This window comes from Achromobacter sp. RW408 (assembly GCF_003184165.1).
GTDB classification, from domain to species: Bacteria; Pseudomonadota; Gammaproteobacteria; order Burkholderiales; family Burkholderiaceae_B; genus Achromobacter; species Achromobacter xylosoxidans.
In genome coordinates, this window is the sequence record NZ_QHHO01000040.1 from 61,020 (window position 1) to 84,694 (window position 23,675).

23 protein-coding genes are annotated in these 23,675 nt (G+C 67.7%); 12 read left to right on the forward strand and 11 right to left on the reverse strand.

The window, feature by feature from the left end:
- From rnc to DK459_RS07895, 4 genes are read left to right on the forward strand one after another with little or no spacing between them, the layout of a single operon-like run.
- Positions 1-762: a ribonuclease III gene (rnc, locus tag DK459_RS07880; protein ID WP_006389298.1), complete on the forward strand. Its 762-nt coding sequence runs from the start codon at positions 1-3 to the stop codon at positions 760-762.
- Positions 759-1,649, forward strand: a complete 891-nt coding sequence (era, locus tag DK459_RS07885) for a GTPase Era (protein WP_006389299.1) — start codon at positions 759-761, stop codon at positions 1,647-1,649. Before rnc ends, era begins: the two co-directional genes overlap by 4 nt.
- Positions 1,642-2,229 carry a DNA repair protein RecO gene (recO, locus tag DK459_RS07890; RefSeq protein ID WP_026382568.1) on the forward strand — a complete coding sequence of 196 codons (588 nt, stop codon included), beginning with the start codon at positions 1,642-1,644 and terminating at the stop codon, positions 2,227-2,229. Before era ends, recO begins: the two co-directional genes overlap by 8 nt.
- 19 nt (positions 2,230-2,248) lie before the next feature.
- Complete coding sequence (locus DK459_RS07895) at positions 2,249-3,166, forward strand: LysR substrate-binding domain-containing protein (protein ID WP_020924688.1); 918 nt, start codon at positions 2,249-2,251, stop codon at positions 3,164-3,166.
- A 71-nt stretch (positions 3,167-3,237) separates the two neighbouring features.
- On the opposite strand, the gene DK459_RS07900 is transcribed toward DK459_RS07895, so the two are convergent.
- The 9 genes from DK459_RS07900 to DK459_RS07940 all read right to left on the reverse strand — a co-directional run bounded on the left by DK459_RS07900 (position 3,238) and on the right by DK459_RS07940 (position 12,047).
- Positions 3,238-4,335 carry a pyridoxal-phosphate dependent enzyme gene (locus DK459_RS07900; RefSeq protein WP_110134627.1) on the reverse strand — a complete coding sequence of 366 codons (1,098 nt, stop codon included), beginning with the start codon at positions 4,333-4,335 and terminating at the stop codon, positions 3,238-3,240.
- A 3-nt stretch (positions 4,336-4,338) separates the two neighbouring features.
- Entirely contained in the window at positions 4,339-5,316 is a 978-nt protein-coding gene (locus tag DK459_RS07905) for a succinylglutamate desuccinylase/aspartoacylase family protein (protein WP_024068109.1), read from the reverse strand.
- A gap of 31 nt (positions 5,317-5,347) precedes the next feature.
- A complete protein-coding gene (locus tag DK459_RS07910; RefSeq protein WP_006389304.1) occupies positions 5,348-6,310 on the reverse strand; it encodes a tripartite tricarboxylate transporter substrate binding protein in 963 nt (320 codons plus the stop codon).
- Positions 6,311-6,401: 91 nt separating this feature from the next.
- On the reverse strand, positions 6,402-7,688 hold the full coding sequence (locus DK459_RS07915; protein ID WP_006389305.1) for an NTP/NDP exchange transporter: 1,287 nt from the start codon (positions 7,686-7,688) through the stop codon (positions 6,402-6,404).
- A gap of 4 nt (positions 7,689-7,692) precedes the next feature.
- Positions 7,693-8,610: an aldo/keto reductase gene (locus tag DK459_RS07920; protein WP_024068112.1), complete on the reverse strand. Its 918-nt coding sequence runs from the start codon at positions 8,608-8,610 to the stop codon at positions 7,693-7,695.
- A gap of 66 nt (positions 8,611-8,676) precedes the next feature.
- Positions 8,677-9,387 (reverse strand): Bax inhibitor-1/YccA family protein, encoded by a 711-nt coding sequence (locus tag DK459_RS07925; RefSeq protein WP_006389307.1) that lies wholly within the window; start codon positions 9,385-9,387, stop codon positions 8,677-8,679.
- Between the two features lie 163 nt (positions 9,388-9,550).
- Positions 9,551-9,997: a hypothetical protein gene (locus tag DK459_RS07930; RefSeq protein ID WP_054437432.1), complete on the reverse strand. Its 447-nt coding sequence runs from the start codon at positions 9,995-9,997 to the stop codon at positions 9,551-9,553.
- A 60-nt stretch (positions 9,998-10,057) separates the two neighbouring features.
- Positions 10,058-10,519: a DNA polymerase III subunit chi gene (locus DK459_RS07935; protein WP_020924681.1), complete on the reverse strand. Its 462-nt coding sequence runs from the start codon at positions 10,517-10,519 to the stop codon at positions 10,058-10,060.
- A 22-nt stretch (positions 10,520-10,541) separates the two neighbouring features.
- Positions 10,542-12,047, reverse strand: coding sequence for a leucyl aminopeptidase (locus tag DK459_RS07940; protein WP_054496679.1), 1,506 nt, complete (start codon positions 12,045-12,047; stop codon positions 10,542-10,544).
- A gap of 55 nt (positions 12,048-12,102) precedes the next feature.
- Here DK459_RS07940 and lptF point away from each other — a divergent pair, with 55 nt between their 5' ends.
- Positions 12,103-13,203: an LPS export ABC transporter permease LptF gene (lptF, locus tag DK459_RS07945; protein ID WP_026382561.1), complete on the forward strand. Its 1,101-nt coding sequence runs from the start codon at positions 12,103-12,105 to the stop codon at positions 13,201-13,203.
- Between the two features lie 102 nt (positions 13,204-13,305).
- Here lptF and DK459_RS07950 read toward each other — a convergent pair whose 3' ends face one another.
- The gene (locus tag DK459_RS07950; protein WP_054499405.1) at positions 13,306-14,226 is read right to left on the reverse strand and encodes a LysR family transcriptional regulator; all 921 of its coding nucleotides are present in this window, start codon (positions 14,224-14,226) and stop codon (positions 13,306-13,308) included.
- Between the two features lie 171 nt (positions 14,227-14,397).
- On the opposite strand from DK459_RS07950, the gene DK459_RS07955 reads away from it, so the two are divergent.
- From DK459_RS07955 to DK459_RS07970, 4 genes are all read left to right on the forward strand, one after another.
- Positions 14,398-15,615 carry an ABC transporter substrate-binding protein gene (locus tag DK459_RS07955; RefSeq protein ID WP_006389313.1) on the forward strand — a complete coding sequence of 406 codons (1,218 nt, stop codon included), beginning with the start codon at positions 14,398-14,400 and terminating at the stop codon, positions 15,613-15,615.
- A gap of 96 nt (positions 15,616-15,711) precedes the next feature.
- Complete coding sequence (locus DK459_RS07960; protein ID WP_006389314.1) at positions 15,712-17,205, forward strand: CoA-acylating methylmalonate-semialdehyde dehydrogenase; 1,494 nt, start codon at positions 15,712-15,714, stop codon at positions 17,203-17,205.
- 93 nt (positions 17,206-17,298) lie between these two features.
- Positions 17,299-18,243 (forward strand): CysB family HTH-type transcriptional regulator, encoded by a 945-nt coding sequence (locus tag DK459_RS07965; RefSeq protein ID WP_006389315.1) that lies wholly within the window; start codon positions 17,299-17,301, stop codon positions 18,241-18,243.
- 237 nt (positions 18,244-18,480) lie between these two features.
- Positions 18,481-18,810: a DUF2325 domain-containing protein gene (locus tag DK459_RS07970; protein ID WP_006389316.1), complete on the forward strand. Its 330-nt coding sequence runs from the start codon at positions 18,481-18,483 to the stop codon at positions 18,808-18,810.
- A gap of 190 nt (positions 18,811-19,000) precedes the next feature.
- On the opposite strand, the gene DK459_RS07975 is transcribed toward DK459_RS07970, so the two are convergent.
- The gene (locus DK459_RS07975) at positions 19,001-19,660 is read right to left on the reverse strand and encodes a C40 family peptidase (RefSeq protein WP_026382559.1); all 660 of its coding nucleotides are present in this window, start codon (positions 19,658-19,660) and stop codon (positions 19,001-19,003) included.
- A gap of 314 nt (positions 19,661-19,974) precedes the next feature.
- Here DK459_RS07975 and DK459_RS07980 point away from each other — a divergent pair, with 314 nt between their 5' ends.
- Genes DK459_RS07980 through DK459_RS07990 form a run of 3 tightly spaced genes read left to right on the forward strand, consistent with a single transcriptional unit; the run spans position 19,975 to position 23,605 of the window.
- Positions 19,975-21,864 carry a propionate--CoA ligase gene (locus DK459_RS07980; RefSeq protein WP_006389318.1) on the forward strand — a complete coding sequence of 630 codons (1,890 nt, stop codon included), beginning with the start codon at positions 19,975-19,977 and terminating at the stop codon, positions 21,862-21,864.
- Entirely contained in the window at positions 21,861-22,268 is a 408-nt protein-coding gene (locus tag DK459_RS07985; RefSeq protein ID WP_024068118.1) for a heme-binding protein, read from the forward strand. Before DK459_RS07980 ends, DK459_RS07985 begins: the two co-directional genes overlap by 4 nt.
- Positions 22,265-23,605 carry an MFS transporter gene (locus DK459_RS07990; RefSeq protein WP_006389320.1) on the forward strand — a complete coding sequence of 447 codons (1,341 nt, stop codon included), beginning with the start codon at positions 22,265-22,267 and terminating at the stop codon, positions 23,603-23,605. The genes DK459_RS07985 and DK459_RS07990 overlap by 4 nt, the downstream gene beginning before the upstream one ends.
- Positions 23,606-23,675: the final 70 nt, after the last annotated feature.

A 23,675-nucleotide genomic window follows, 5' to 3' on the forward strand; every position in this document is an offset into this window, starting at 1 on the left:
ATGTCGCTAGCCACGCTAGAAAACCGGCTGGATCACCACTTCGGTGACCCAGCACTGCTTGAACAGGCGCTGACCCACCGCAGCCACGGTGCGCGCCACAACGAGCGCCTGGAGTTCCTCGGGGATTCCGTGCTCAACTTCGTCGTCGCGGCGATGCTGTTCGAGCGTTATTCGAAAATCGACGAGGGAGACCTGTCGCGCCTGCGCGCCAATCTGGTCAAGCAGGCCTCGTTGGCGGATATCGCCCAGCGCCTGGAACTGTCCCAATACCTGCGCCTGGGCGAGGGTGAATTGAAGAGCGGCGGTTTCCGTCGTCCGTCGATCCTGGCCGACACGGTCGAGGCCCTGTTCGGCGCCGTGTTCCTGGACGCCGGTTTCGATGCCGCCCGCCGCGTGATCGTGCGCCAGTACCAGCCGGTGCTGGCCTCGGTCGATCCCAAGACCCTGGGCAAGGACGCCAAGACCTTGCTGCAGGAATTCCTGCAAGGCCGCAAGCTGGCCTTGCCCGTGTACACCGTGGTGGCCACGCATGGCGCGGCCCACAGCCAGCAGTTCGAGGTCGAATGCGCCATTCCGGCGCTCGAGATCAAGGTGAACGCGCCCGGCGCCAGCCGCCGCGCGGCCGAGCAGTCGGCCGCCAAGCTGGCGCTGGAGGCGGCGCAGGCCATCAGCCCGGCGTCCAAGGCCGCCCGCAAGTCGGGCAAGGCGCGCAAGACCGCGCAGTTGTCGCTGCCCGTGGCAGTGTCCCAAGAGACTAAATGAGCGATACCCCTTTCCGTACCGGTTTCGTGGCCATCGTGGGCCGCCCCAACGTGGGCAAGTCCACGCTGACGAACGCGTTGATCGGTTCCAAGATTTCCATCGTGTCGCGCAAGGCGCAGACCACGCGCCACCGCATCCACGGGGTGCTGACGCGCGACCACGAGCAGTTCGTGTTCGTCGATACGCCGGGCTTCCAGACGCGTCATGGCGGCGCCATGAACCGCATGATGAACCGCGTGGTGACGCAGGCGCTGGCCGACGTCGACGTGGTGGTGCACGTGGTCGAGGCTGGCAAGTGGTCGGAGGGCGACGCCAAGCTGCTGCCGTTGCTGCCGGCGCCGGAGCGCACCATCCTGGCCGTCAGCAAGATCGACGCGCTCAAGAACCGCGATGAATTGTTCGCCTTCGTCTCGAAGATCATGGCGCTGCATCCGTTCGGCGCCGTGGTGCCGGTCAGCGCCACCAAGAACCAGCAGCTCGACCAGCTGCTGCAGGAAATCGCCGCGCGCCTGCCGGAAGGCGAGCCGATGTTCGAGGAAGACACCCTGACCGACCGGCCGATGCGCTTCATCGCGGCCGAACTGGTGCGCGAGAAGATCTTCCGCCTGGTGGGCGACGAACTGCCCTACGGCTGTACGGTCGTGATCGAGCAATGGGAAGAGACCGACAAGGGCGCGCGCATCGCCGCCTGCGTCGTGGTGGAGCGCGACAGCCACAAGCCCATCCTGCTGGGCACCGGCGGCATGCACATGAAACGCATCGCCTCCGAGGCGCGGCAGGACATCGCCAAGCTGCTGGACAAGCCGGTGCACCTGGAGATCTACATCAAGGTGCGCAAGGGCTGGTCCGACCGCGAGAGTGCGCTGCGCGACCTTGGCTATGAGTAGACGGGCGCCTCGCGTCCAGGACCGCCCGGGATACATGCTCCACGCCACGGCGTGGCGCGAGACGTCCCTCATCGTTCAGACTTTCTCGCGCGACCACGGCTGTGTGGCCATGGTCGCCAAGGGCGCCAAGCGCCCGTATTCCGTGCTGCGCCCGGTGTTGTCGGCGTTCCAACCGCTGCTGCTGTCCTGGACCGGCAACGGCGAGGTCAAGACCCTGACCCGCGCCGAGATCATGGGCGTGCGCGCCCTGAACGGCACCGCCCTGATGTCGGCTTGGTACATGAATGAACTGTTGCTGCGGCTGTTGCCGCGCGAAGACGCCCATCCCCTGCTGTTCGACGCCTACGACATGGCCTTGCAGCAGTTGTCGGGCGGCACGCGCGCGGCCGGCGCCTTGCGCCGCTTCGAATGGACGCTGCTGCGCGAAACCGGCTATGGCGTGGACGAGGCCGAGCCCGACTTCGACGACCCCGTCATCGAGCCGGCGCTGCGCCGCGATCTGCGCGAGCGGCTGGCCGAGAACCTGGCGGGCCGGCCCCTGGCCACGCGCCGGGTGCTGATGGATCTGCAACGCATCTGAACCCGCGGCGCGCCCGGCCATGACCTTCACGCTCAAACAGGTCGAGACTTTCCGCACCGTCTACGAAACGGAGAGCGTCACCGCCGCGGCCCGGCGCCTGGATGTGTCGCCGGCCACCGTCAGCGCCACCCTGGCCGCGCTCGAAGCCGCGATTGAACTGCGCCTGTTCGAACGCGTGCGCCAGCGCATGCAGCGCACCCCCGAGGCCACGCTGCTGTACGAGGAAATCCGCCGCCTGAACGTGGGCCTGGAAACCCTGGGCCGCAAGATCCGCGCCATCCGCGGCGCGGCCCAGCCGCGCCTGCGCATCGGCTGTATCCATGCCTACAGCGGCGCGATCGTCAGCGACGCGATCACGCGTTTTCGCCAGCGCTATCCCGATACGCCGCTGTACCTGCAGATCCGCGATTCGAATACCTTGCGCGACATGGTGGTTTCGGGCGAGCTGGACCTGGCCGCGGTCGCCGATGAGTCCGAACTCGAAGGCCTGCGCGGCCATCGCCTGGCAAGCCTGCGGGCGGTGGCGGTATTTCCCGATGGGCATCCCCTGGCGCGTCTGCAGCAGGTCGGCCTGGCCCAACTGGCCGAAGCCGATGTGATTGCGCTCAATGCGGAGGACGCCTCGCGCCAGCGCCTGGACGCGCTGTTGCTGCAGGCCGGCCTGGGGCTGAAGATCGCGATCGAGACGCCGTATTCGAGCACCGTGTGCCACCTGGCGCTGGCGGGACACGGCGTCGGCATCGCCAACCCCGCCACGGCCGTGGGCCTGGAGGCCGCGGGGCTGTGCCACCGGCCGCTGGCGGCGCCGGTGCATTTCGAATGCCACATGATCGTGCATGGCAGCCGGCCATTGTCGGAAGCCGGCAAGTTCTGGGCGACCTGCCTGCGCGCGGCCCTGGCGCCTTTGGTGGAACGCTACGGCCTCAAGCGCGGCTGAGGCCGAAGGTCGATCGTAGGCCCGGGAGGCGGCCGATCCGGCGCGACGGGTCCTCGCGCCGGCCTTGGCGGTCAGCCGCGGCGGCCGTCGGACGTCAGGATCAGCACCACCGACGATTCGGCGTCCAGTTGGCCGGCGCGCCGCAAGCGCGTGACCGCCGCCAGCGCCGCCGCCGACGACAGTTCGGTGGCCACCCCCATGCGTTCCAACCGCTGCTGCGCCTGGGCGGCGGCGGCGTCGGAGACTTCGACCGGCGAGCCGCCCGAGCGCTTCAGCGCTTCCAGCGATTGCAGCGTGACGGTGCCGCCGGCGATCGAGTACTGGTCGGTCGCGCCTTCCCACAGGCCGCGCGCGTCGCCGGTGCTGCGCGCCCGCGACAGGCGGGCATAGGGCTCGACCGCGTGCAGCCGCGGCAGCCGCGGGATGCGGCCGGCGTGCAGCAGGTGCTGCCAACCCAGCAGGATGCCCCACAGCAGGTCGCCGCGCGCGGTCGGCACCACGATATCGGTGGGCAGGCCGCAGGCATCGAGGATTTCCTGGGCAATGGGTTTGTAGCCCTCGACCCCGTACGGATGCGTGCCCACCGGCGGATTCAGGTAATTGGTGCCGGCGAAGGCGCCTTGGTTGCGGCACAGGTCCGCCACGTGCGGCCAGCGCGCCAGGCTGTCGTCGAAGGCCGTGAGGCGGGCGCCGAAGCGCTGCATGGCCTCCCGTTGCAGGGGCGGGCAATTGCGGGTGATGGCAATGTCGGCCTGCAGCCCGGCTGCGGCACAGTAGGCCGCCAGCGACACGCCGGCATTGCCGCTGGAGGCCGCCGCCACGCGTGTGGCGCCGGCCAGGCGCGCGCGCGACACCAGCTGGGCCGCCATGCGGTCCTTGTGGCTGCCGGTAGGATTGGCGCTTTCGCACTTGAGCCACAACCGCCCGACGCCTTCGGCCTGCGCCAGGGGCCCGGCCTCCAGGCAGGGCGTGGCGCCCTCGCCAAGGGTGGCCGGAGACCAGACCGGCAGGTCCATGGCATCGCCGGGCGCCGCATCGTAGCGGCATTCCAGCGACGCGGGATGGCCGGCTTCAAGGCAGTGGGGGCAGCCTTCGGGATAGTCGGCGGGAGGCAGCAGGGCTTCGCAGCGCAGGCAGCGCAGTCCGGACAAGCGGGGATTCATCTGCATGGGTCAGTACAACGAGGCTAGGGAGTCCAGGGAAAGGGCGGGGGCCACCTGCAGCAGGCAGTCGCCGTCGTCGCTGCGGGCGATGGCGCGCAGGCAGACGACGGTGCCGGCCTGGGGGCTGGCCAGGTTGCGCGCGGGCAGGTCGGGCCGCGCCGGTTCGATCAACTGGCCGATGGTCTGGCCCGCCGTCACGGTCTGGCCCAGGTCGACCGCGGGGATGAAGACGCCGCTCTCGCGCGCACGCAGGGTGGCGGCGGGGGGTTCCAGGTTGTGCAGTGTGGGACTGGCCTGGCGCGAGGAAGCGCCGGCCAGCAGGCCGAGTTCGGCCAGGCAGCCGAGCAGGCCGTCGCGGCAGCGTTCGACCAGTGCGCGGGTGGTTTCGCGGCCGCCGCCGATCTCCGCGCTCAGCCGCAGCACGCCCAGGCGACTGGCGGCGGCCGGCAGAGAGCCGCTCTCGGTGCCGCGAAAGAACACGCAATGCGGCAGGCCGAAGGCGCGTGCCAGCGCAGGCACGCGCTCATCGAGCGCATCGTCGCCGTAGCGGGTGATCACCGACGACGGCAGGTAACGCAGCGAGGCGCCGCCGCTGTGCACGTCCACCAGCGCCTGGATGCGCGGCAGCAGCCGTGCTTCCAGCGCGGCCGCCACGCTTTCGGTATAGCCGCGCGCCGGGGCGCCCAGGAAGGCGCGATTGAGGTTGCCGTCATCCGACGGCGACAGGCGGGTGCCGGCCAGCGACGCCTCGGCGTTGGCGGCGGGCAGCAGATAGACCGTGCCGCGTTGCAGGACGCCGGGCAGCAGTTGCCACAGCTGCAGGATGGCTGCCTGGCCTTCCCATTCGTCGCCATGCACACCGGCCATCAGCGCCACGGCGGGGCCGGGCCCGGCCTCGATCTTCAGCACCGGCACCGTGATGCGCCGGTAGGCCGAGGCATTGGTGGCCGCGGCGCAGGTGAAATCCTCTCGGCTTACCTTGGCCATGGCGCGTCTCCGGCGTGGGGGCGGGCCGTCATCAGTCCAGCGTGGTGCCGGCTGCCTTGATGATGTTTTCCCATTTGGGCAGTTCCTTTTGAATCTGGGTCTTGACGTCGGCGGGTGTGCCGCCCAGCGGTTCCTGCGAGCGGCTGCGCAGTTCGCGGGCGACGGCTTCCGAATGCAGCGCCGTGTTCATGGCGGCGTTCAACCGCGCGATGACGGCGGGCGGGGTGCCGGCCGGCGCCACCAGCGCGCTCCAGGCCGATTGCTCGTAGTCCGGGTAGCCCTGCTCGGCCACGGTCGGCACGTCCGGATTGGAGGCGGCGCGGCGCTTGGTGGTTACGGCCAGGGCGCGCAGGCGGCCATCCTTCAGGTTGCCGATGAGGGGGGGCAGGTTCTCCATCATCGAGTCCACGTGGCCGCCCAGCAGGTCGGCCAACTGGGCGGCGGTGGCCTTGTACGGAATCTGGCGCACGGCGGCGCCCGTCTGCGCGATGAACAGCTTGACGCCGACCTCGCTGGTGGTGCCGGGGTCGGCCGAGGTCATGGTCAGCCGGTCGGGCTGGGCGCGGCTGGCGTCGATGAAGCTCTTGAGATCGCGGTACGGCGAGGCTGCGTTGACGACGATGACGTTGGGGGTTTCTGCCACCAATCCGACCGGCGCGATATCGCGGTCCAGGTCGTACAGCTGTTGCTTGAAGAGGTAGCGATGCAGCACCAGCGTGCCGACGTGGGCGTAGCCGATGGTGTATCCATCGGCCGGGGCGCGCACCAGCGCCTGCGTGCCGATGCGGCCCCCGGCGCCGACGCGGTTTTCCACCACCACGGCCTGGCCCAGCACGCGCGCCATCTCCTGGCCGATGAGGCGCGCGGTGATGTCGGCATTGCCGCCGGCGGCGGCGGGCACGATCAAGGTGATCGGACGTTCGGGGTAATCGGCCAGCGCGGGCGCGGCGGTCAGGCTGAGCAACAGGGCGGCAAGGCTGGCAATGCGTGTCATGGCGATTCCCGTAACGTGGATGGGCTGCGCTATTGTGCGGCGGCCGCGAGGGAAATCCGTTCGCCTTGCTCAGATGGATGTTTGGAGAAATCTAATGGCTATCTGGCGCCCGCCGGTCCGCCTGGCGGCCCAATCCATAGCCGAGCGCCGCGGCCGCCAGCGCGCACAGCGCACCCAGCAAGGCAATCAGCGCCACGCCATGGCCGAGCGCGTCGATGCCGGCCTTGACCCAGCCGCTGGCCGCGTCGCCGGCGCGGTAGACGACGGTGTCAATGACGTTCTTGGTCTTGTACTTGTCTTCGGGCGGCACCGCGGTGAACAGCATCTCGCGCCCCGGCTTGACCAGGGCGTATTCCCCCACGCGACGCAGGATCATCGCGCCCGCCAGCACGGCGAACACCGGATGGATCGCCAGTACCAGGAAGGCCAGCGCCATGGCCAGCGGCACCGCCGCCATCAGGAAGCGCACCCCTAGCCGGGCGGCGAGGCGGCTGGTGAGGAACAGTTGCGACAACAGCGACAGCGCCTGGACCGTGAAGTCCAGCGCGGCGAAGACCCGGATGCGCTGCGCCGTGTCGGTGAAGGCGCCGGCCACCAGCCGCGCCTGTTCCATGTAGAGAAAGGTGTTGAGGGTGGCCAGCAGCAGCACCAGCACGGCGACGCCCAGCAGGAAGGGCGATTGGAACACCCGAGCCAGGCCGGCCAGCGTCGCGCCCGCAATCGGCGTCGCCAGTTCGGCGGTGTCGGCCTCGGGGCGAACGGCGGCGCGCCAGCGCAGCAGCCAACGCTTGAGCGGCAGCGTGGCCGTCAGCAGCAGGGCCGACAGCAGCAACAGGCCCGCCGGACCCAGCGCGCCGGCCAACAGGCCGCCGAGCAAGGGGCCGCACAGCCCGCCGGCGCTGGCGCCGGCGGCGATGAAGGCGAACAGGCGCTTGGCCGAGTCCATGCGGAACACGTCGGCCATCAGGCTCCAGCCAAGCGAGACCACGAACAGGTTGAAGACCGACAGCCAGACGTAGAAGCTGCGCGCGGCCCAGACGCTGTCCGGCCGCCAGTGGAACAGTGCAGCGTAGCCGGCCATGGTGACGGCGAAGGCGGCGTAGGCCCACGTCACCAGCGTGGCGCGCGCCACCCGGGCCGAGAGCCAGCCGAACAACGGCACCACCGCCAGCATGGCAAGGAAGGTGGCGGTGAAGAGCCACTGCAACTGGTCGACGCCGGCCTGGATGCCCAGCGTCTCGCGGATGGGCCGCAGCATGAAATAGCCGCAGAACAGGCAAAAGAAAAACGCAAAGCCGCAGGCGCCCGCAGGCAGTTCGTCGGGTTGAATCCCCAGCGCTTGCGCCGCCCGCTGGCGCCAGGATCCGGCGGCGCGCATGGCTTCAGCCCAGCAGGGCGGCGATGCGTTCGCGCAGCGCCGCGTCCGGTTGCGGCCCGAAACCGGCCCGCGCGTTGTCCGCCATGTTGGCCGGCTTGGAGGTGGCGGGGATGACTGCGGTGACGGCCGGGTGGCCGATGATGAACTTCAGGAACAACTGGGCCCACGAGGTGCAGCCGATTTCGGCGGCCAGCTCTGGCAGCGGCCGGCCCTTGACCTGGCGGAACAGCGCGCCGTCCTGGAAGGGCCGGTTGATGAGCACCGCGACGCCATTGGCCTGGCAGGCCGGCAGCAGGCGCTTTTCGGCGTTGCGGGCGCCGACCGACAGGTTGATCTGCAGGAAGTCGGGCTTCTCGCGTTCGACCAGTTCGGTGAGTTCGTCGTGGGCGTGGTCGGTGTAGTGGGTGATGCCGATGTAGCGCGTCAGGCCTTGCCGCTTCAGGTCGCGCAACAACGCCAGTTGGTTGCGGGTGTCGATGAGGTTGTGCACCTGGATCAGGTCGAGCTTGTCGGTGCGCAGCGCGCGCCGCGACTGTTCGATCTGGCGCCTGGCCGCATCGTGTCCCTGGACGCTGATCTTGGTGGCCAGGAATACCTGCGGACGCCGGTCCGGCTCGCGCGCCAGCAGCGCGCCGGTGACGGTCTCTGCCAGGCCATAGCTGGGGGCGGTGTCGATCAGCGAACCGCGCCCGTCCAGCAGCGCGTCCACCACCTGGGCCAGCGGCGCCATCGCGGCCGCATCCGACGGCGATACGTTGAAGGTGTCGGCCGTGCCGAGTCCGACCACAGGCAGCATCTCGCCGGTCGACCAGATGGGGCGGGCCAGCATCGGCTGTCGCGTGGTCAGCGCCCGTGCCGCCCACGGCTGGGCCAGCAGGGAAGCGCAGGCGGCGGCTTGCAGGAATCGGCGGCGGTCGGGCATGGCTCGCTCCAATGAAAAAGGGCCTGCATGTTGCATGCAGGCCCTTGCGACTGTAGCGCGGCGCGCTTATTCGCGGTTGCCGCCGAAGATGCCCAGCAGCATCAGCAGGTTCGAGAAGACGTTGTAGACGTCCAGGTAGATGGCCAGCGTGGCGGACACGTAGTTGGTTTCACCGCCGTTCACGACGCGCTGCAGGTCGACCAGCATGAACGCCGAGAAGATCACGATGGCCAGCACCGAGATGGTCAGCATCAGCGCGGGCAGCTGCAGGAAGATGTTGGCCAGGGCCGCCACCAGGATCACGACGGCGCCGATGAACAGGAATTTCTGCAGGCCGGACAGGTCGCGCTTGATGGTGGTGGCCAGCGTGGCCATCGTGCCGAACACGATCGCGGTGCCGCCGAAGGCCGTCATGACCAGCTGCGAGCCGTTGCTGAAGCCCATCACGAAACCGAGCAGGCGCGACAGCATCACGCCCATGAAGAACGTGAAGGCGAGCAGCAGCACCACGCCCAGCGAGTTGTTCTTGTTCTTCTCGATGGCGAACATCATGCCGAAGGCGCCCACCAGGAACACGATGGCGGACAGGCCCGGGCTGGCGCCCATGACCCGGTTGATGCCGGTGTACAGGCCGACGGCCGCGCCCAGCACGGTCGGGATCAGCGAGAGCGCCAGGAGCCAATAGGTGTTGCGCAGCACTTTGTTGCGCACGACCTCGCCCGGCGCGCCGGCGAGGGCGCCGGAACGGTTGAAGGGGGACGGACGATATTCGTTCATGGAGGACTCCTGTGTACGGCAGAAATTGATTTGCCTAGAAGGCTTAGATGCCAAGGATACCTTACAGTTCCCTGAAGAATCCAGTTTTCGAAGGAATTAACGCATCGGGCGGACCCGCATGATCCTGCGGTATGACCCCATTATGGGGACGCTTGCGCCGGTTTCAACCTGGCCTGACGTCCCGCAGCACCCGGGCGACGATGCGGGGCAGTTCTTCGTCCATGTGCGCCTGGATCCGGGTGATGGCGTCGGCCAGGGCGGCGCGCATGGCCTGCTCGACTTCCGCCTGCAGGCGGGCGGCCAGGATCGCGGGCGGGGGCGTGTCGGACGGCATGGCCGTGCCGGCGCCGTCATCCGGGGCGTCCGTGAGTAGCGGCACGCCGTGGTCGTCGACGGGGTCGGTGAGCAGCGGGAAATCGTCGCCGCCGGCCGGATCCGTCAGCACGGGGACATCCGCGTCGGCCACTTCCGTCAGCAGGGGAAAGGCGTCATCGGGGTACGCATCGGTGGCGCCGTGCGCCGCGCCGACCGGCGGCGCGGATGGCGACAGCGTCGGTTCGGCCCGCTGGGTCAGGGTGGGGATGCCGGGATCGGAAGGGTGGTGGGGCATGGGGGCTCCCGAGGATCGAGATGGCGCCGCCCGGGGCGGCGCGAGGGGCGTAAAGGGCGCTCAGGCGCCCGACTGGCGCTGGCTCAGGTCGTGGCTCTGCGGCGTATGGCCGGCGCCCTGGTAGGCGCGCCAGCGCTGGCGCGCGGCCTGCTTGTCGTCGGGATCGTCGGAGACGATTTCGAGCAGGCGCTCGAAGGCGTCGAAGCCCGGGGGGCAGGCATCGTCGAGATTGAGCAGCCAGGGCTGGGGCTGGCCGTCCGCGACGGCGGCCTGGGCCGCCTGCCAGGGATCTCCGGCGGTCAGGATGACGGGCGTTTCGGCCGCCAGCGGATCGTTGGCCAGGACGTGCGGCACGAACGAGGTGTCGTCGAAGGCCCAGAGCATGCGATCGAAGGCCGCCAGGCGCGAGCCTTCCTTACAGTACACCACCAGCCGCTGACCCGCCAGGTAGCGCTTGCGCACCACCTGGCAGGCCATGCGCAGGCGGTCGGGCGCGCCGAAGGCGAAATCGATGCGCGTCATGCCGGTTTCCGTGCGCGGCGGTTCAAGCCTGGTCCAGCAGGAACTGCATCAGCAGCGGCACGGGACGGCCCGTGGCGCCCTTGTCCTTGCCGCTCTTCCAGGCGGTGCCGGCGATGTCCAGGTGGGCCCAGCGGTACGACTTGGTGAAGCGCGACAGGAAGCAGGCGGCCGTGACCGCGCCGGCCGGGGGGCCGCCGATGTTGGCCAGGTCGGCGAAGTTGGACTTGAGTTGATCCTGGTAGGCGTCGTCCATCGGCATGCGCCAGGCGGTGTCAAGGGACTGGCGGCCGGCGGCGGACAGGGCCTCGGCCAGCGCATCGTCCTTGGTGAACAGGCCGGTGTTGACATGACCCAGGGCCACGACGCAGGCGCCGGTCAGGGTGGCGATGTCGATGACGGTGGACGGCTTGAAGCGCTCGGCGTAGGTCAGCGCGTCGCACAGCACCAGGCGGCCCTCGGCGTCGGTATTGAGGATCTCGATGGTCAGGCCGGCCATGCTGGTGACCACGTCGCCCGGCTTGTTGGCCTTGCCGCTGGGCAGGTTTTCGCAGGCCGGGATCAGGCCGATCACGTCCAGCGGCAGTTCCAGTTCGGCCAGCGCGCGGAACGAGCCGAGCACGCTGGCGGCGCCGCACATGTCGTACTTCATTTCGTCCATGGTGGCGGCGGGCTTGAGCGAGATGCCGCCGGCGTCGAAGGTGATGCCCTTGCCGACCAGCACGATGGGGCCGTCGGACGCCTTGGCGCCCTTCTTGGCGGGTTTGCCGCCGTGGCGCAGGACGATGAAGCGCAGCGCTTCCTCGGAGCCGCGCGCCACCGACAGGAACGAGCCCATGCCCAGGGCCTCGACCTGCTTGCGGTCCATGACCTCGACCTTGAGCGACTTGAATTCGCGCGCCAGGCGCTTGGCGGTGTCGCCCAGGTAGGTGGGGGTGCAGATATTGCCCGGCAGGTTGCCCAGGGTGCGGGTCAGTTCCATGCCGTTGGCGATGGCGGCGCCTTCGCGCAGGCCCTTCTGCGCCTGGCTGGCGTCGGCGCGCTCGACGATCTGCACGATCTTCTTGAGCTTGGGACGGGCGTCGCGGTCGGGCTTGCCGAAGCTGGCGTCGTAGTGATAGGTGGCGCTGCCGGCGGCGATGGCCGCGCTGCGGGCGCGGGCGATGAGGGCCACGTCGGCGATGGGGTTGGCGGCCAGGGTCGACACGCCTTCGGTCAGTTGCGCGGCGACGCAGGCGGCGGCGAAGGCCTGTTCGGCGGAGGCGTGGGCGCGGGCCGAGTATTCGTCCTGCTTGCCCAGGCCGACCAGGACCACGCGCTGGGCCGACACGCCCGGCAGGGAACGCAGCACCAGGGTCGAGCCGGCACGGCCGCGGAACTCGCTCTTGGCGACGGCGCGCACGGCGCCGTTGGAGGCGCGGTCGATCAGGTCGGCGGCGGGGCTCAACACGCCGTCGGCGTAGATCCCGACCGCCAGCGCGGCGGTTTTGATCTGGTGCAGGGAAGCGGTGGTCTGTGTGCTAAATTCCATGAGGGTTTCCCGTGTGCGTCTGTATGATGCGGTCGATTATCCCGCATATTCTCCCATGTCTCTATTCAAACGCTCTGTCGTCAGCGAGATCACCAGTCACGCTGGCGTTGTCTTTTCCACGTTGCTCATCGTATGGCTCAGCGTGCTGCTGGTGCGCCTGCTCGGTGAGGCGGCGGGCGGCAACATCGGGGCGGACGTCGTGCTCGTGCTGGCCGCGCTGTCCACCATCACGGCCTTGCCGACCATCCTGGCGGTGTCGGTCTTCATCGCGGTGCTCACCACGGTCACGCGCAACTACCGGGAATCCGAGATGGTGGTGTGGTTCGCCAGCGGCCTGTCGCTGGCAGACTGGCTCAAGCCGGTGCTGCGCGTCGCCGTTCCCGTGGCCATCGCGGTCGCGGGCCTGACGCTGGTGGCCGCGCCGTGGGCTTATCGCCAGATCGGCGAATACCATGAACGCTTCGAGCAACGCTCCGACCTGTCCAAGGTGACCGCGGGCCAGTTCGCGGAGTCGGCTGGCGGCAATCGCGTGTTCTTCGCCGAGGACCCGGCCAAGCCTACCGACGAACTGGGCAATGTGTTCGCGCGCGAAACCGGCCCCGAATGGCTGAGCGTCCTGACCGCCAGCAGCGCCCATAGCGAAACCCTGCCCAATGGCGACCGCTTCCTGGTGCTGGGGGAAGGGCACCGCTATGACCTCAAGCCGGGCACGCCCGAGATCCGCCTGGTGCACTTCGAGAAATACGGCCTGCGCCTGGAGAGCAAGGGCGGCGATGACCCGGTCGCCGAGGCCCGCGCGGCCGCCGAACGCTCGTCCAAGGCCCGCACCACGCCGCAGCTGATGGCCGACAACACCAGCAGCAGCTGGTCGCAGGTGATGTGGCGCATTTCGCTGCCGCTGGCCGCGCTCAACCTGGCGTTGCTGGCGATCCCGCTGGGGGCGGTGAATCCGCGCCTGGGCCGTTCCGGCGACCTGCTCATCGCCGGCCTGGTGGGCCTGCTCTACATGAACCTGATCAACCTGTCGCGCGCCTGGATTTCCAATGGTAAGCTCAGCTTCGGCGTGGGCACGGTGGCGATCCACGTCGTCGTGGCCATGTTCACGGCATTCCTGCTGATGCGCCGCCTGCGGGTCAAGGCGCCCAAGAACAGCTAGGGGCGGAAAGCGCGGCCCCGCCACGCAATCATGGCGGCCGGCCGAGGGTGGCCGCGCCGCGCTTGCGGCGCGGCTGCCCCGGTCCCGGATTGCCAGGCCTGCTCAGGGCAGGTATTTCATGGTGCCGCGCTTGCCGGCCAGCAGGTCGGCGTTCCGTAGCACCGACTTGCGGATGAATTCCCACAGCACCGTCACGCGCTTGAGCTTGCGCAGGTCCTCGTGGCAGTACATCCAGAACGATCGCGTGATCTCCACTTCCTTTTCCAGCACCGGCTTGAGCCGCGGATCCTGCGCCGCGATGAAGCAGGGCAGGATGGCCAGCGACTGGCCCTGCAGCGCCGCGTGGTATTGCGCCACCACGCTGGTGCTGCGCAACACTACGCGGCTGGCGGGCAGCAGGTCTTCCAGGTAGCGCAGGCGTTCGCTGAACAGCAGTTCGTCGACGTAGCCGATGAAGCTGTGCCCGGCCAGGTCGGCGCGGCCCCGGATCGATGGATGACGGGCCAGGTACTCGGGCGTGCCGTACAGGCGCAAGGTGTAATCGCACAGCTTGCTGCAGACGTACGGGCCGCGCTGGGGGCGCTCGATGGTGATGGCCAGGTCGGCCTCGCGCTTGGACAGGCTGACAAAGCGCGGCACCGGCAGGATGTCCAGCGTGATGTGCGGATAGCGCCGCTGGAAGTCGGCGGCGAGCGGCGTCAGCACGTAGCTGCCGAAGCCCTCGGTGGCGCCGATGCGCAGGTGGCCGGACAGCGCCTGCCCGATCCCCGACAGGGTTTCGCGGGCGCTGTGCACCGTGCTTTCCATCTGCTCGGCGTGCACGAACAGGCGCTGGCCGTCCTCGGTCAGCACGAAGCCGGCGCTGCGCGACTTCTCGAACAGCAGCGTGTCCAGCTCGGTTTCCAGCGCGCGGATGCGGCGCGATACCGTGGTGTGCTCGACCCCGAGCCTGCGCGCCGCGGCGCTGACGCGCTGGGTACGGGCGACCTCCAGGAAATACCGCAGACTGTCCCAATCCAGCACGTTTTTCGCTCCTGACAAGCTTGTGCATTGATGCACAAGGAATGTGCATTTCTGGTGTTGCTTGTTGATTTTCACACATCTACACTGGGTCGGCAGCCCTGGGGGACAACCGCCAGGAGCCGCAGGCCGCAAAGACGGCGCCATAACGCATAAAACTCAGGAGACAAATCCATGGAATTGCACGCACGCGGGCTGGCCGCAGGCTTGTGTCTGGGCGCTGCCCTGTTGAGTCAGGCGTACGCGGCGGATAAACCGCCCGTGAAGATCGGCATCCTGACCGACATGTCGGGCACCTACGCCGGCATGGGCGGGCCGGGTTCGGTGGCGGCGGCGCAGTTGGCCATCGACGATTGCCTGGCCGCGGAATGCAAGGGCATGAAGATCGAACTGGTGTCGGCCGACAACCAGAACAAGGCCGACGTGGGCGCGGCCAAGGCGCGCGAGTGGTTCGACCGCGACGGCGTCACTGCCATCGCCGACCTGACCAACTCGGCCGTGGCGCTGGCGGTGCAGGGCATCGCGCGCGAAAAGAACAAGGTCGTGATGTTCTCCGGCCCGGCCACCACGGCGCTGACCAACAAGGAATGCTCGCCGGTCGGGTTCCACTGGATGTTCGACACCTATTCGCAGTCCGCCGGCGGCGCCAAGGCCACGGTCAGGGCGGGCGGCAAGTCCTGGTACTTCATCACCGTCGACTACGCTTTCGGCCATTCGCTCGAGGCCGACACGGCCAAGGCGGTCAAGGCGCTGGGTGGCACTGTCGCCGGTAGCGTGCGCCATCCGCTCAACGCCCCCGACTTTGCCTCGTACCTGCTGCAGGCGCAAAGCTCCAAGGCGCAGGTGGTGGCGCTGGCCAACGGCGGCCAGGACACCGTCAACGCGGTCAAGCAGGCGCGCGAATTCGGCATCGTGGCCGGCGGCCAGCGCCTGGTGTCGCTGCTGATCTTCCTGTCCGACCTGCGCGCGCTGGGGCTGGAAAGCGCCCAGGGGCTGTCGTACGTGGACGGCTTCTACTGGGATTACGACGACGCCACGCGCCAGTGGTCGACGCGCTTCGAGAAGGCCTTCCGCGGCCTGAAGCCGACCATGACGCAGGCCGGCGTGTATTCCAGCGTGCTGCACTACCTGCGTTCGGTGGCGGCCTCGGGCAGCACCGACGGCAAGGTGGTGGCCGACAAGATGCGCGAGCTGCCGATCAAGGATCCGATCATGCGCAATGCTTCGATCCGGCCCGACGGCCGCGTGATCCACGACATGTACCTGTATGAGGTGAAAAAGCCGTCCGAATCCAAGGGCGGTTGGGATTATTCCAAGCTGGTGGCCACCATCCCGGCGGCCGAGGCCTTCCAGCCGCTGGCCGATTCGGCCTGCCCGCTGGTGCAGAAGTAAGGCGCGGCGCGCCGCCGGCAGACCCGGCGGCGCGCGCGCGAGATCCAAGAACGCGGATTCCATCCGCATCGACTATGCAGTTGTGAGGAGCATCAAATGAGTGAAGTCCCCCGCGTTCCGCTATTGATCGGCGGCAAGCTCGTGCAGTCCAAGACCACCGAATGGCGCGACGTGATCAACCCCGCCACCCAGGAAGTCGTGGCCAAGGTGCCGTTCGCCACGCGCGCCGAACTGGACGAGGCCATCGCCAATTCCAAGGAAGCCTTCAAGACCTGGCGCAACAGCGGCCAGGGCCTGCGCATGCGCGTCATGCTGAAGTTCCAGGAACTGCTGCGCGCCAATACCGCCAAGCTGGCCGAGATGATCACCCGCGAGCACGGCAAGACCCTGCCGGACGCCGAGGGCGAAGTCGGACGCGGCCTGGAAGTGGTCGAGCACGCCTGCTCGATCGCCAACCTGCAGCTGGGCGAGTACGCCGAGAACGCCGCCTCCGGCATCGACGTCTACACCCTGATCCAGCCGCTGGGCGTGTGCGCGGGCATCACCGCGTTCAACTTCCCGGTGATGCTGCCGTGCTTCATGTTTCCCATCGCGGTGGCCTGCGGCAATACCTTCGTGCTCAAGCCGTCCGAGCAGGATCCGACCTCGTCGCTGTTCCTGGCGCAACTGGCGCTGGAAGCCGGCCTGCCGCCGGGCGTGCTGAACGTGGTGCATGGCGGTCCGGAAACGGCCAACGGCCTGTGCGAGCATCCCGACATCAAGGCGGTGTCGTTCATCGGTTCGACCCGCGTCGGCACCGAGATCTACAACCGCGCCTCGGCCGCCGGCAAGCGCTGCCAGTCGATGATGGGCGCCAAGAACCACTGCGTGATCCTGCCGGACGCCGATCCGGAAGTCGCGCTGAACCAATTGCTGGGCGCCGCGTTCGGTGCCGCAGGCCAGCGTTGCATGGCCTCGTCGGTGGCCGTGCTGGTGGGCGAGGCTCGCAACTGGCTGCCTGATTTCGTCGAGCGCGCCAAGAAGCTCAAGGTCAATTCCGGCACGGACCGCGCCGCCGACCTGGGCCCGCTGGTGTCGCCGAACGCCAAGAAGCGCGTCGAAAGCCTGATCCAGAAGGGCGTGGACGAAGGCGCCAAACTGCTGCTGGACGGCCGCAATCTGAAGGTCGCCGGTTTCGAGCAGGGCAACTTCGTGGGCCCGACCGTGTTCGAGGGCGTCACCGAGAACATGACCATCTACACCGAGGAAATCTTCGGCCCGGTGCTGTGCGTTGTCGGCGCGGAAACGCTGGAAGAAGCGGTGGAATTCATCAACCGCAACCCCAACGGCAACGGCGTGGCCCTGTTCACGCAGGATGGCGGCGCGGCGCGTTACTTCCAGAACAACATCGACGTCGGCCAGGTCGGCATCAACGTGCCGATCCCGGTGCCGGTGGCATGGTTCAGCTTCACCGGTTCGCGCGGTTCCAAGCTGGGCGACCTGGGTCCCAACGGCAAGCAGGCGGTGCAGTTCTGGACCCAGACCAAGACCGTCACGGCGCGCTGGTCCGCCCATGCCAAGACCGTGAACACCACGATCTCGATGCGCTGAAACAGGGACGCCTTGTCCTAAGCTTATATAAATAAGTCATATAACAAGGCGTCCTTATTACTTATAATTGGCCCGTCTATCAGGGGCCAATTCATGAACCTGCAGCAATTTCGTTTCGTGCGCGAGACCATCCGGCGCGACTTCAACCTGACCGAAGCCGCCCGGATGCTCTATACCTCCCAGCCGGGGGTGTCCAAGGCCATCATCGAGTTCGAGGACGAGCTCGGTATCAAGATCTTCGAGCGCCACGGCAAGCGCATCAAAGGGCTGACCAAGCCCGGCCTGGCGGTTTCGCAGGTCATCGACCGCATCATGCGCGAGGTCGACAACCTCAAGAAGGTCAGCGACGAGTTCGCGCGCCGCGACGAGGGTGGCCTGGTGATCGCCTGCACCCACACCCAGGCGCGTTATCTGCTGCCGCGCGTGATCCCGGCATTCCGCAAGCAATTTCCCAAGGTGCATCTGTCGCTGGCCGAAGGCAGCCCGGCGCAACTGGCCGAAATGGTGCTGCACGAGCAGGCCGACCTGGCGCTGGCGACCGAATCGCTGGCGCTGACGCCCGGCCTGGCCACCCTGCCGGTCTACGCCTGGGAGCACACCGTGGTGGTGCGGCCCGACCATCCGCTGGCCGAGCTGACCTCCAGCGCCGCCAAGCGCCTGTCGCTGGCGCAATTGGCCGAATACCCCATCGTGACCTACGACCGCGCCTTCACCGGCCGCAGCACGATCGACGAGGTCTTTGCCAACCAGGGCATCCACCCGGACATCGTCCTGGAAGCGATCGACGCGGACGTGATCAAGACTTACGTCGACGTGGGCCTGGGCATCGGCATCATCGCGGGCGTGGCCTATGACCCGCGTCGGGATTCCAGCCTGGTGGGCTTGCCGGTGGGGCACCTGTTCGGCACGCACACCACCCGCGTCGGCGTGAAGGCCGGGGTGTTCCTGCGGGACTATGTCTATACGTTCCTGGAAATGCTGGCGCCGTCGCTGACCCGCGCCGTCGTCACGGAAGCGGTGCAGGGCACGCCGAAATAGGGCTGCCCGCCGCGCGCCGGAGCAGTCGGACGAAAGGCGGCGCCCCTTCCGGGGAGCCGTTTTTTTTGCCCGCGCGCCCGTGGCAGGGGCGTGGCGGGTGGCCGGAGAGGGGGGGCTCGCTATCCCTTTCCACGAGCTCATAAAAATTATTAAATAAGAACTGATCTCATTTGAGTTGACTAAAAAATAGGAATCATTATCATTACATCCAGTCTCAACGACCCAGTGAGGTTCAACATGACGGCAGGATTGAGTGCAGTGGTAGTGGGCGCCGACAGGCTCGGCAACATCCCGGATCTGCTCAAAGGACACAATATTTCGATCACCCACCACATCAGTGGCCGTGATCCTTCGCATCAGAAGAAGACGTTGCAATTGCCCTCGGGCACCCAGCTGGTCATCCTGCTGACCGACTTCCTGGGCCACAACGTCATGAAGACCTTCCGCAACGCGGCGCAGCGCGGTGGCATCCGTGTCGTGGCTTGTCGCCGTTCGGTGTGCAGCATGCAGCAGGCCCTGCAGCAATGCGGCCTGTGCGCAGGAGCTGCGGGAGCCGCGGTTCACTGATACCGCGCCTGACCGTCGTACGGACCGCCGTACACACCGATTACTGGGGAGGCCGAAACGGCCTGCGGCCCCAAAGGTCGCGAAGAGGAATGTAAAACGCCGCCGGACTGGAATGGTCCGGCGGCGTTTTGCCGTATGGAGGATTGCGGGCAGCGCGCGAGGGCGCGAGAATGCTTGCGCGGGCTTGGGTTCAGTTGGCGGCGCGAGCCGTGGCGAGCAGGCTGTTGTCGATGCGGCGGGCGCCGTTGTAACGCTTGGACCAATACGCCATGGTCATGTTCTCGACGCGCACCACGCCGCCGGAGCTGGGCGAATGCACGAAGCGGTCGTCGCCCAGGTAGATGCCGACGTGGGAATAGCGGCGGCCCATGGTGTTGAAGAAGACCAGGTCACCGGCCTTGAGCTCGTTCTTGGCGATGGAAACGCCTTGCTGCGCGATCTCGGCGGCGTTGCGGGGCAGTTTCAGGCCCAGCGAGCGCTCGGCGGTGTAGGCCACCAGGCCGCTGCAATCGAAGCCGGTATCGGGGGAGCTGCCGCCGAAGCGGTAGCGGATGCCCAGGTAGTTCAGGGCTTCGCTGACCATGGCGTTGTCGCTGCTGACACCGCTGTGGCTGCGTTGGCGCTCGCGCTTGAATTTCTGCACCACCAGCATGCCGATGGGATCATCGGCGGTGGCAACCCATTCCGTCTCGTAGGGATCGATCTCGGACGTATAGGCGGTGGACTTTTGATTGGTGCTTGCACAACCCGCCAGACCCGCGACGCACGCCACCAGCGCCAGCAAACGCAGACCGCGGTTCGCCTGGCCAGAGGATGAATTCAGTCGCGCGCTTTTGGAGTGTCGATGCATTCGCCTGGGGAAGGTTGCCGCCTGTTTCGCATTTTTCGGGGTAATAAAGCGTCAAAAACGCTAAAAAACACCTGAATAGCTGAAATCAAGCAGCCAACCAACAGATATGTTGTGTACAACTTCGCGGGGATTCTACCAAACTTTTAAGACTGGTTCGTTACTGTAACCAGCCCGGCGCCCGTGCGGCGTAGACGCGTGGCAGAATTTTTTGACCTGCGGCAAGCCTGGTGCAAGGTTTGCCGACCAAAATGACCGAAGGATTCAAAAAGAAAGCAATCAGCCATAAGGCGTATGCACAATAACAGGAGACAAAAATGCAAAAAACCAGGGATTTCCATTACCGCTCGGTGCACGACCGCGATGCCTTCTGGCGCGAGCAGGCCGATCGGGTGCACTGGGAAACGCCGTTCGAATCCGTCCTGGATTTTTCGCGGCCCCCATTCGCCAAGTGGTTCGTGGGCGGCACGACCAACCTCTGTTACAACGCCGTCGACCGCTGGTTGCCGACCCAGGCCGACAAGCCGGCGTTGATCTGGGTCTCCACCGAGGTCGAGCGCGAACGGGTCTACACCCGCCAGGACGTCTATGAAGAGGTGAACGCGGCAGCCGCCATGCTGCAGGACCTGGGCGTGGGGCGCGGCGATCGGGTGCTGCTCTACATGCCGATGGTGCCCGAGGCGGTCTTTACCATGCTGGCCTGCGCCCGCATCGGCGCGGTGCACTCGGTGGTGTTCGGCGGATTTGCCTCGGTCAACCTGGCGCAGCGCATCGACGATGCCGCGCCCAAGGTGGTGGTGTGCACGGACGGCGGCTCGCGCGGCGGCAAGGTGGTGCCCTACAAGCCGCTGCTGGACCGGGCGCTGGCCCTGTGCAAGACGCCGCCGGCTTCGGTGGTGGTGTTCGACCGCGGCCTGGCGCCGTTCGAACCGGTGGCCGGCCGCGATCTGGACTATGCCACCCTGCGCGCCGCCCAGCGCGGCGCCCGCGTGCCGGTGGCATGGCTGGAGTCGTCCGAGCCCAGCTACATTCTGTACACGTCCGGCACCACCGGCAAGCCCAAGGGCGTTCAGCGCGACACCGGCGGCTACGCCGTGGCGCTGGCGTCGTCGATGGAGTACCTGTTCAACGGCAAGGCGGGCGACACGTTCTTCTGCACCAGCGACATCGGCTGGGTGGTGGGGCATTCCTATATTGTGTATGGCCCGCTGATCGGCGGACAGGCGACGGTGCTGTACGAAGGCACGCCGGTGCGCCCGGACGGCGCCATCCTGTGGAAGCTGGTGGAGCAGTTCGGCGTCAACACGCTGTTCTCGGCGCCGACGGCGGTGCGGGTGCTCAAGCGCCAGGACCCGGCCTTGCTGCGCAAGCACGACCTGTCTTCGCTGCGGGCGGTATACCTGGCCGGCGAGCCGCTCGATGAACCCACCGCGCAGTGGATTTCCGAAGGCCTGGGCAAGCCCATCATCGACAACTATTGGCAGACCGAGTCCGGCTGGCCGATCCTGTCGGCGCAGCCGGGCGTGGAAAAGGTGCCGACGCGCTTCGGCAGCCCGTCGTTCCCGGTCTATGGCTTCGATGCGCGCATCGTCAGCGAATCCAGCGGCGAGGACCTGGGACCCGACCAGAAGGGCGTGGTCGCCATTGTGCCGCCGTTGCCGCCGGGCGCCATGTCGACCATCTGGGGCGACGACGAGCGTTTCGTCCAGACCTATTTCACGTCGATCCCGGGGCGCCAGGTGTATTCCACCTTCGACTGGGGCCTGGTCGACGCGGATGGCTACTGGTTCATCCTGGGCCGCACCGACGACGTGATCAATGTGGCCGGCCATCGGCTCGGCACGCGCGAGATCGAGGAATCCGTCAACAGCCACAGCGGTATTGCCGAATGCGCGGTGGTGGGCGTGGCCGACGCGCTCAAGGGGCAGGCGGCGATGGCGTTCGCGGTGCTGAAGAATCCCGCCGCGGCCGAAACGCCGGAGGGCGCAAAGCAGCTGGAAGCGGATATCATGCGGCTGGTGGAAGATCAGCTGGGAGCCGTGGCGCGGCCCGCCCGCATCCGGTTCGTGGGCGCGTTGCCCAAGACCCGCTCGGGCAAGGTGCTGCGCCGCGCGATCGTCGCGGTATGCGAAGGCCGTGATCCCGGCGACCTGACCACGATCGAAGATCCCACCGCCCTAGAACAGATCAAGGAGTCGCTGCAATGAACACCAAACCCGTGCTGACCGCCGAAGACGTCAAGAAGATCCTGGCCGCGGCCGAGGCACACGCCCTGCAGAACAAGTGGGCAGTCACCATCGCCGTGTCGGACGACGGCGGCCACCTGCTGGGCATGCTGCGACTGGACGACGCCGCGCCCATTTCCTCGCACATCGCCCCGGCCAAGGCCAAGACCGCGGCCCTGGGCCGCCGTGAATCGCGCGTCTACGAAGAGATCATCAACAATGGCCGCTATTCCTTCCTGTCGGCCCCGCTGATCGAAGGCATGCTGGAAGGCGGCGTGCCGATCGTGGCCAATGGCCAGGTGGTGGGCGCGGTCGGCGTGTCGGGCGTGAAGTCGACCGAAGACGCCCAGATCGCCCAGGCTGGCATCGCCGCGCTGGGCCTGTGAGCCAGGAAACGCCGCGGCAGGCGCCCGCCGGCGCCGCCGCGTCCGCCGGCGGGGAGGCGGACGGCAGTCCGCTGAACCCCGGCGTGGCCAAGCGCGAGGTCTGGGCCTGGGCCATGTACGACTTCGCCAATTCCGGCTACACCACCGTGATCCTCACGGCGGTGTTCAGCACGTATTTCGTCGGTGTGGTCGGCGGCCGCGCGCCGTGGGCCACGCTGGCCTGGACCGCGGCGCTGTCGCTGTCCTACCTGCTCATCATGTTGACGATGCCCACGCTGGGCGCGCGCGCCGACGCCCGCGCCGGCAAGCGGCGGCTGCTCTACAGCAGCACCATCGGTTGCGTGGCGGCCACGCTGGTGCTGACCCAGGCCGGGCCGGGCGACGTCTGGCTGGCGCTGGCCGCCATCGTTGTCTCCAACTATTGCTACTGCGTCGGCGAGTCCGTGGTGGCGGCGTTCCTGCCCGAACTGGCCAAGCCGTCGGCGCTGGGGCGGGTGTCGGGCTGGGGCTGGAGCTTCGGCTACTGCGGCGGCATGCTGACCCTGGGCCTGTCGCTGGTGGTGGTGAAACTGGCCGAGGCCGACGGGCTCGACGCCGAGCACTTCGTGCCGCGCGTCATCCTGGTGACCTGCGCGGTGTTCGCGCTGGCGGCGCTGCCCTCGTTCTTCCTGCTGCGCGAACGCGCGCGGCCATCCGGCGAGCCGCAGGCGGCGCTGGCCATGCTCAAGCGGCTGGCCTACGCCTGGCGCGAGACAGGCCAGCATTTTCCCGAGTTCCGCCGGCTGCTGATGTGCATCGCCTGTTATCAGGCCGGCATCTCGGTCGTGATCACGCTGGCGGCGGTGTATGCCTCCGAGGTCATGGGGTTCACCACGCCGCAGATCATGCTGCTGGTGTTCACCGTGAACATCGGCGCGGCGGCCGGCGCGTTCTCGTTCGGCTATGTGCAGGATCGCATCGGCCACAAGCCGGCGCTGGCGATCACGCTGTGCGGCTGGATCCTGATGGTGCTGGTGGCCTACGCCGCGGTGACGGCGCCTGTGTTCTGGGTGGCCGCGACGCTGGCTGGCTTGTGCATGGGCACGACCCAGAGCGCGGGCCGCGCCATGACCGGCGCGCTGGCGCCGGCGGGGCGCCTGGCGGAGTTCTTCTCGCTGTGGACGTTCGCGGTGCAACTGGCCGCGGTCATCGGACCGCTGACCTACGGTCTGGTGACCTGGGGCACGCATGGCAACCACCGCCTGGCGATCCTGGTGACCGGACTGTTCTTCGTCGGCGGCCTGGTCCTGCTGTCGCGCGTGGACATGGCGCGCGGCCTGGCGCGCCGCGCCGCGTAAGGGCGCGTGCGGTCGCCGCAACTGATATTCTTATGAAGTCCCGGATGCCGCCGCGGCGCCTCGCGGCGCG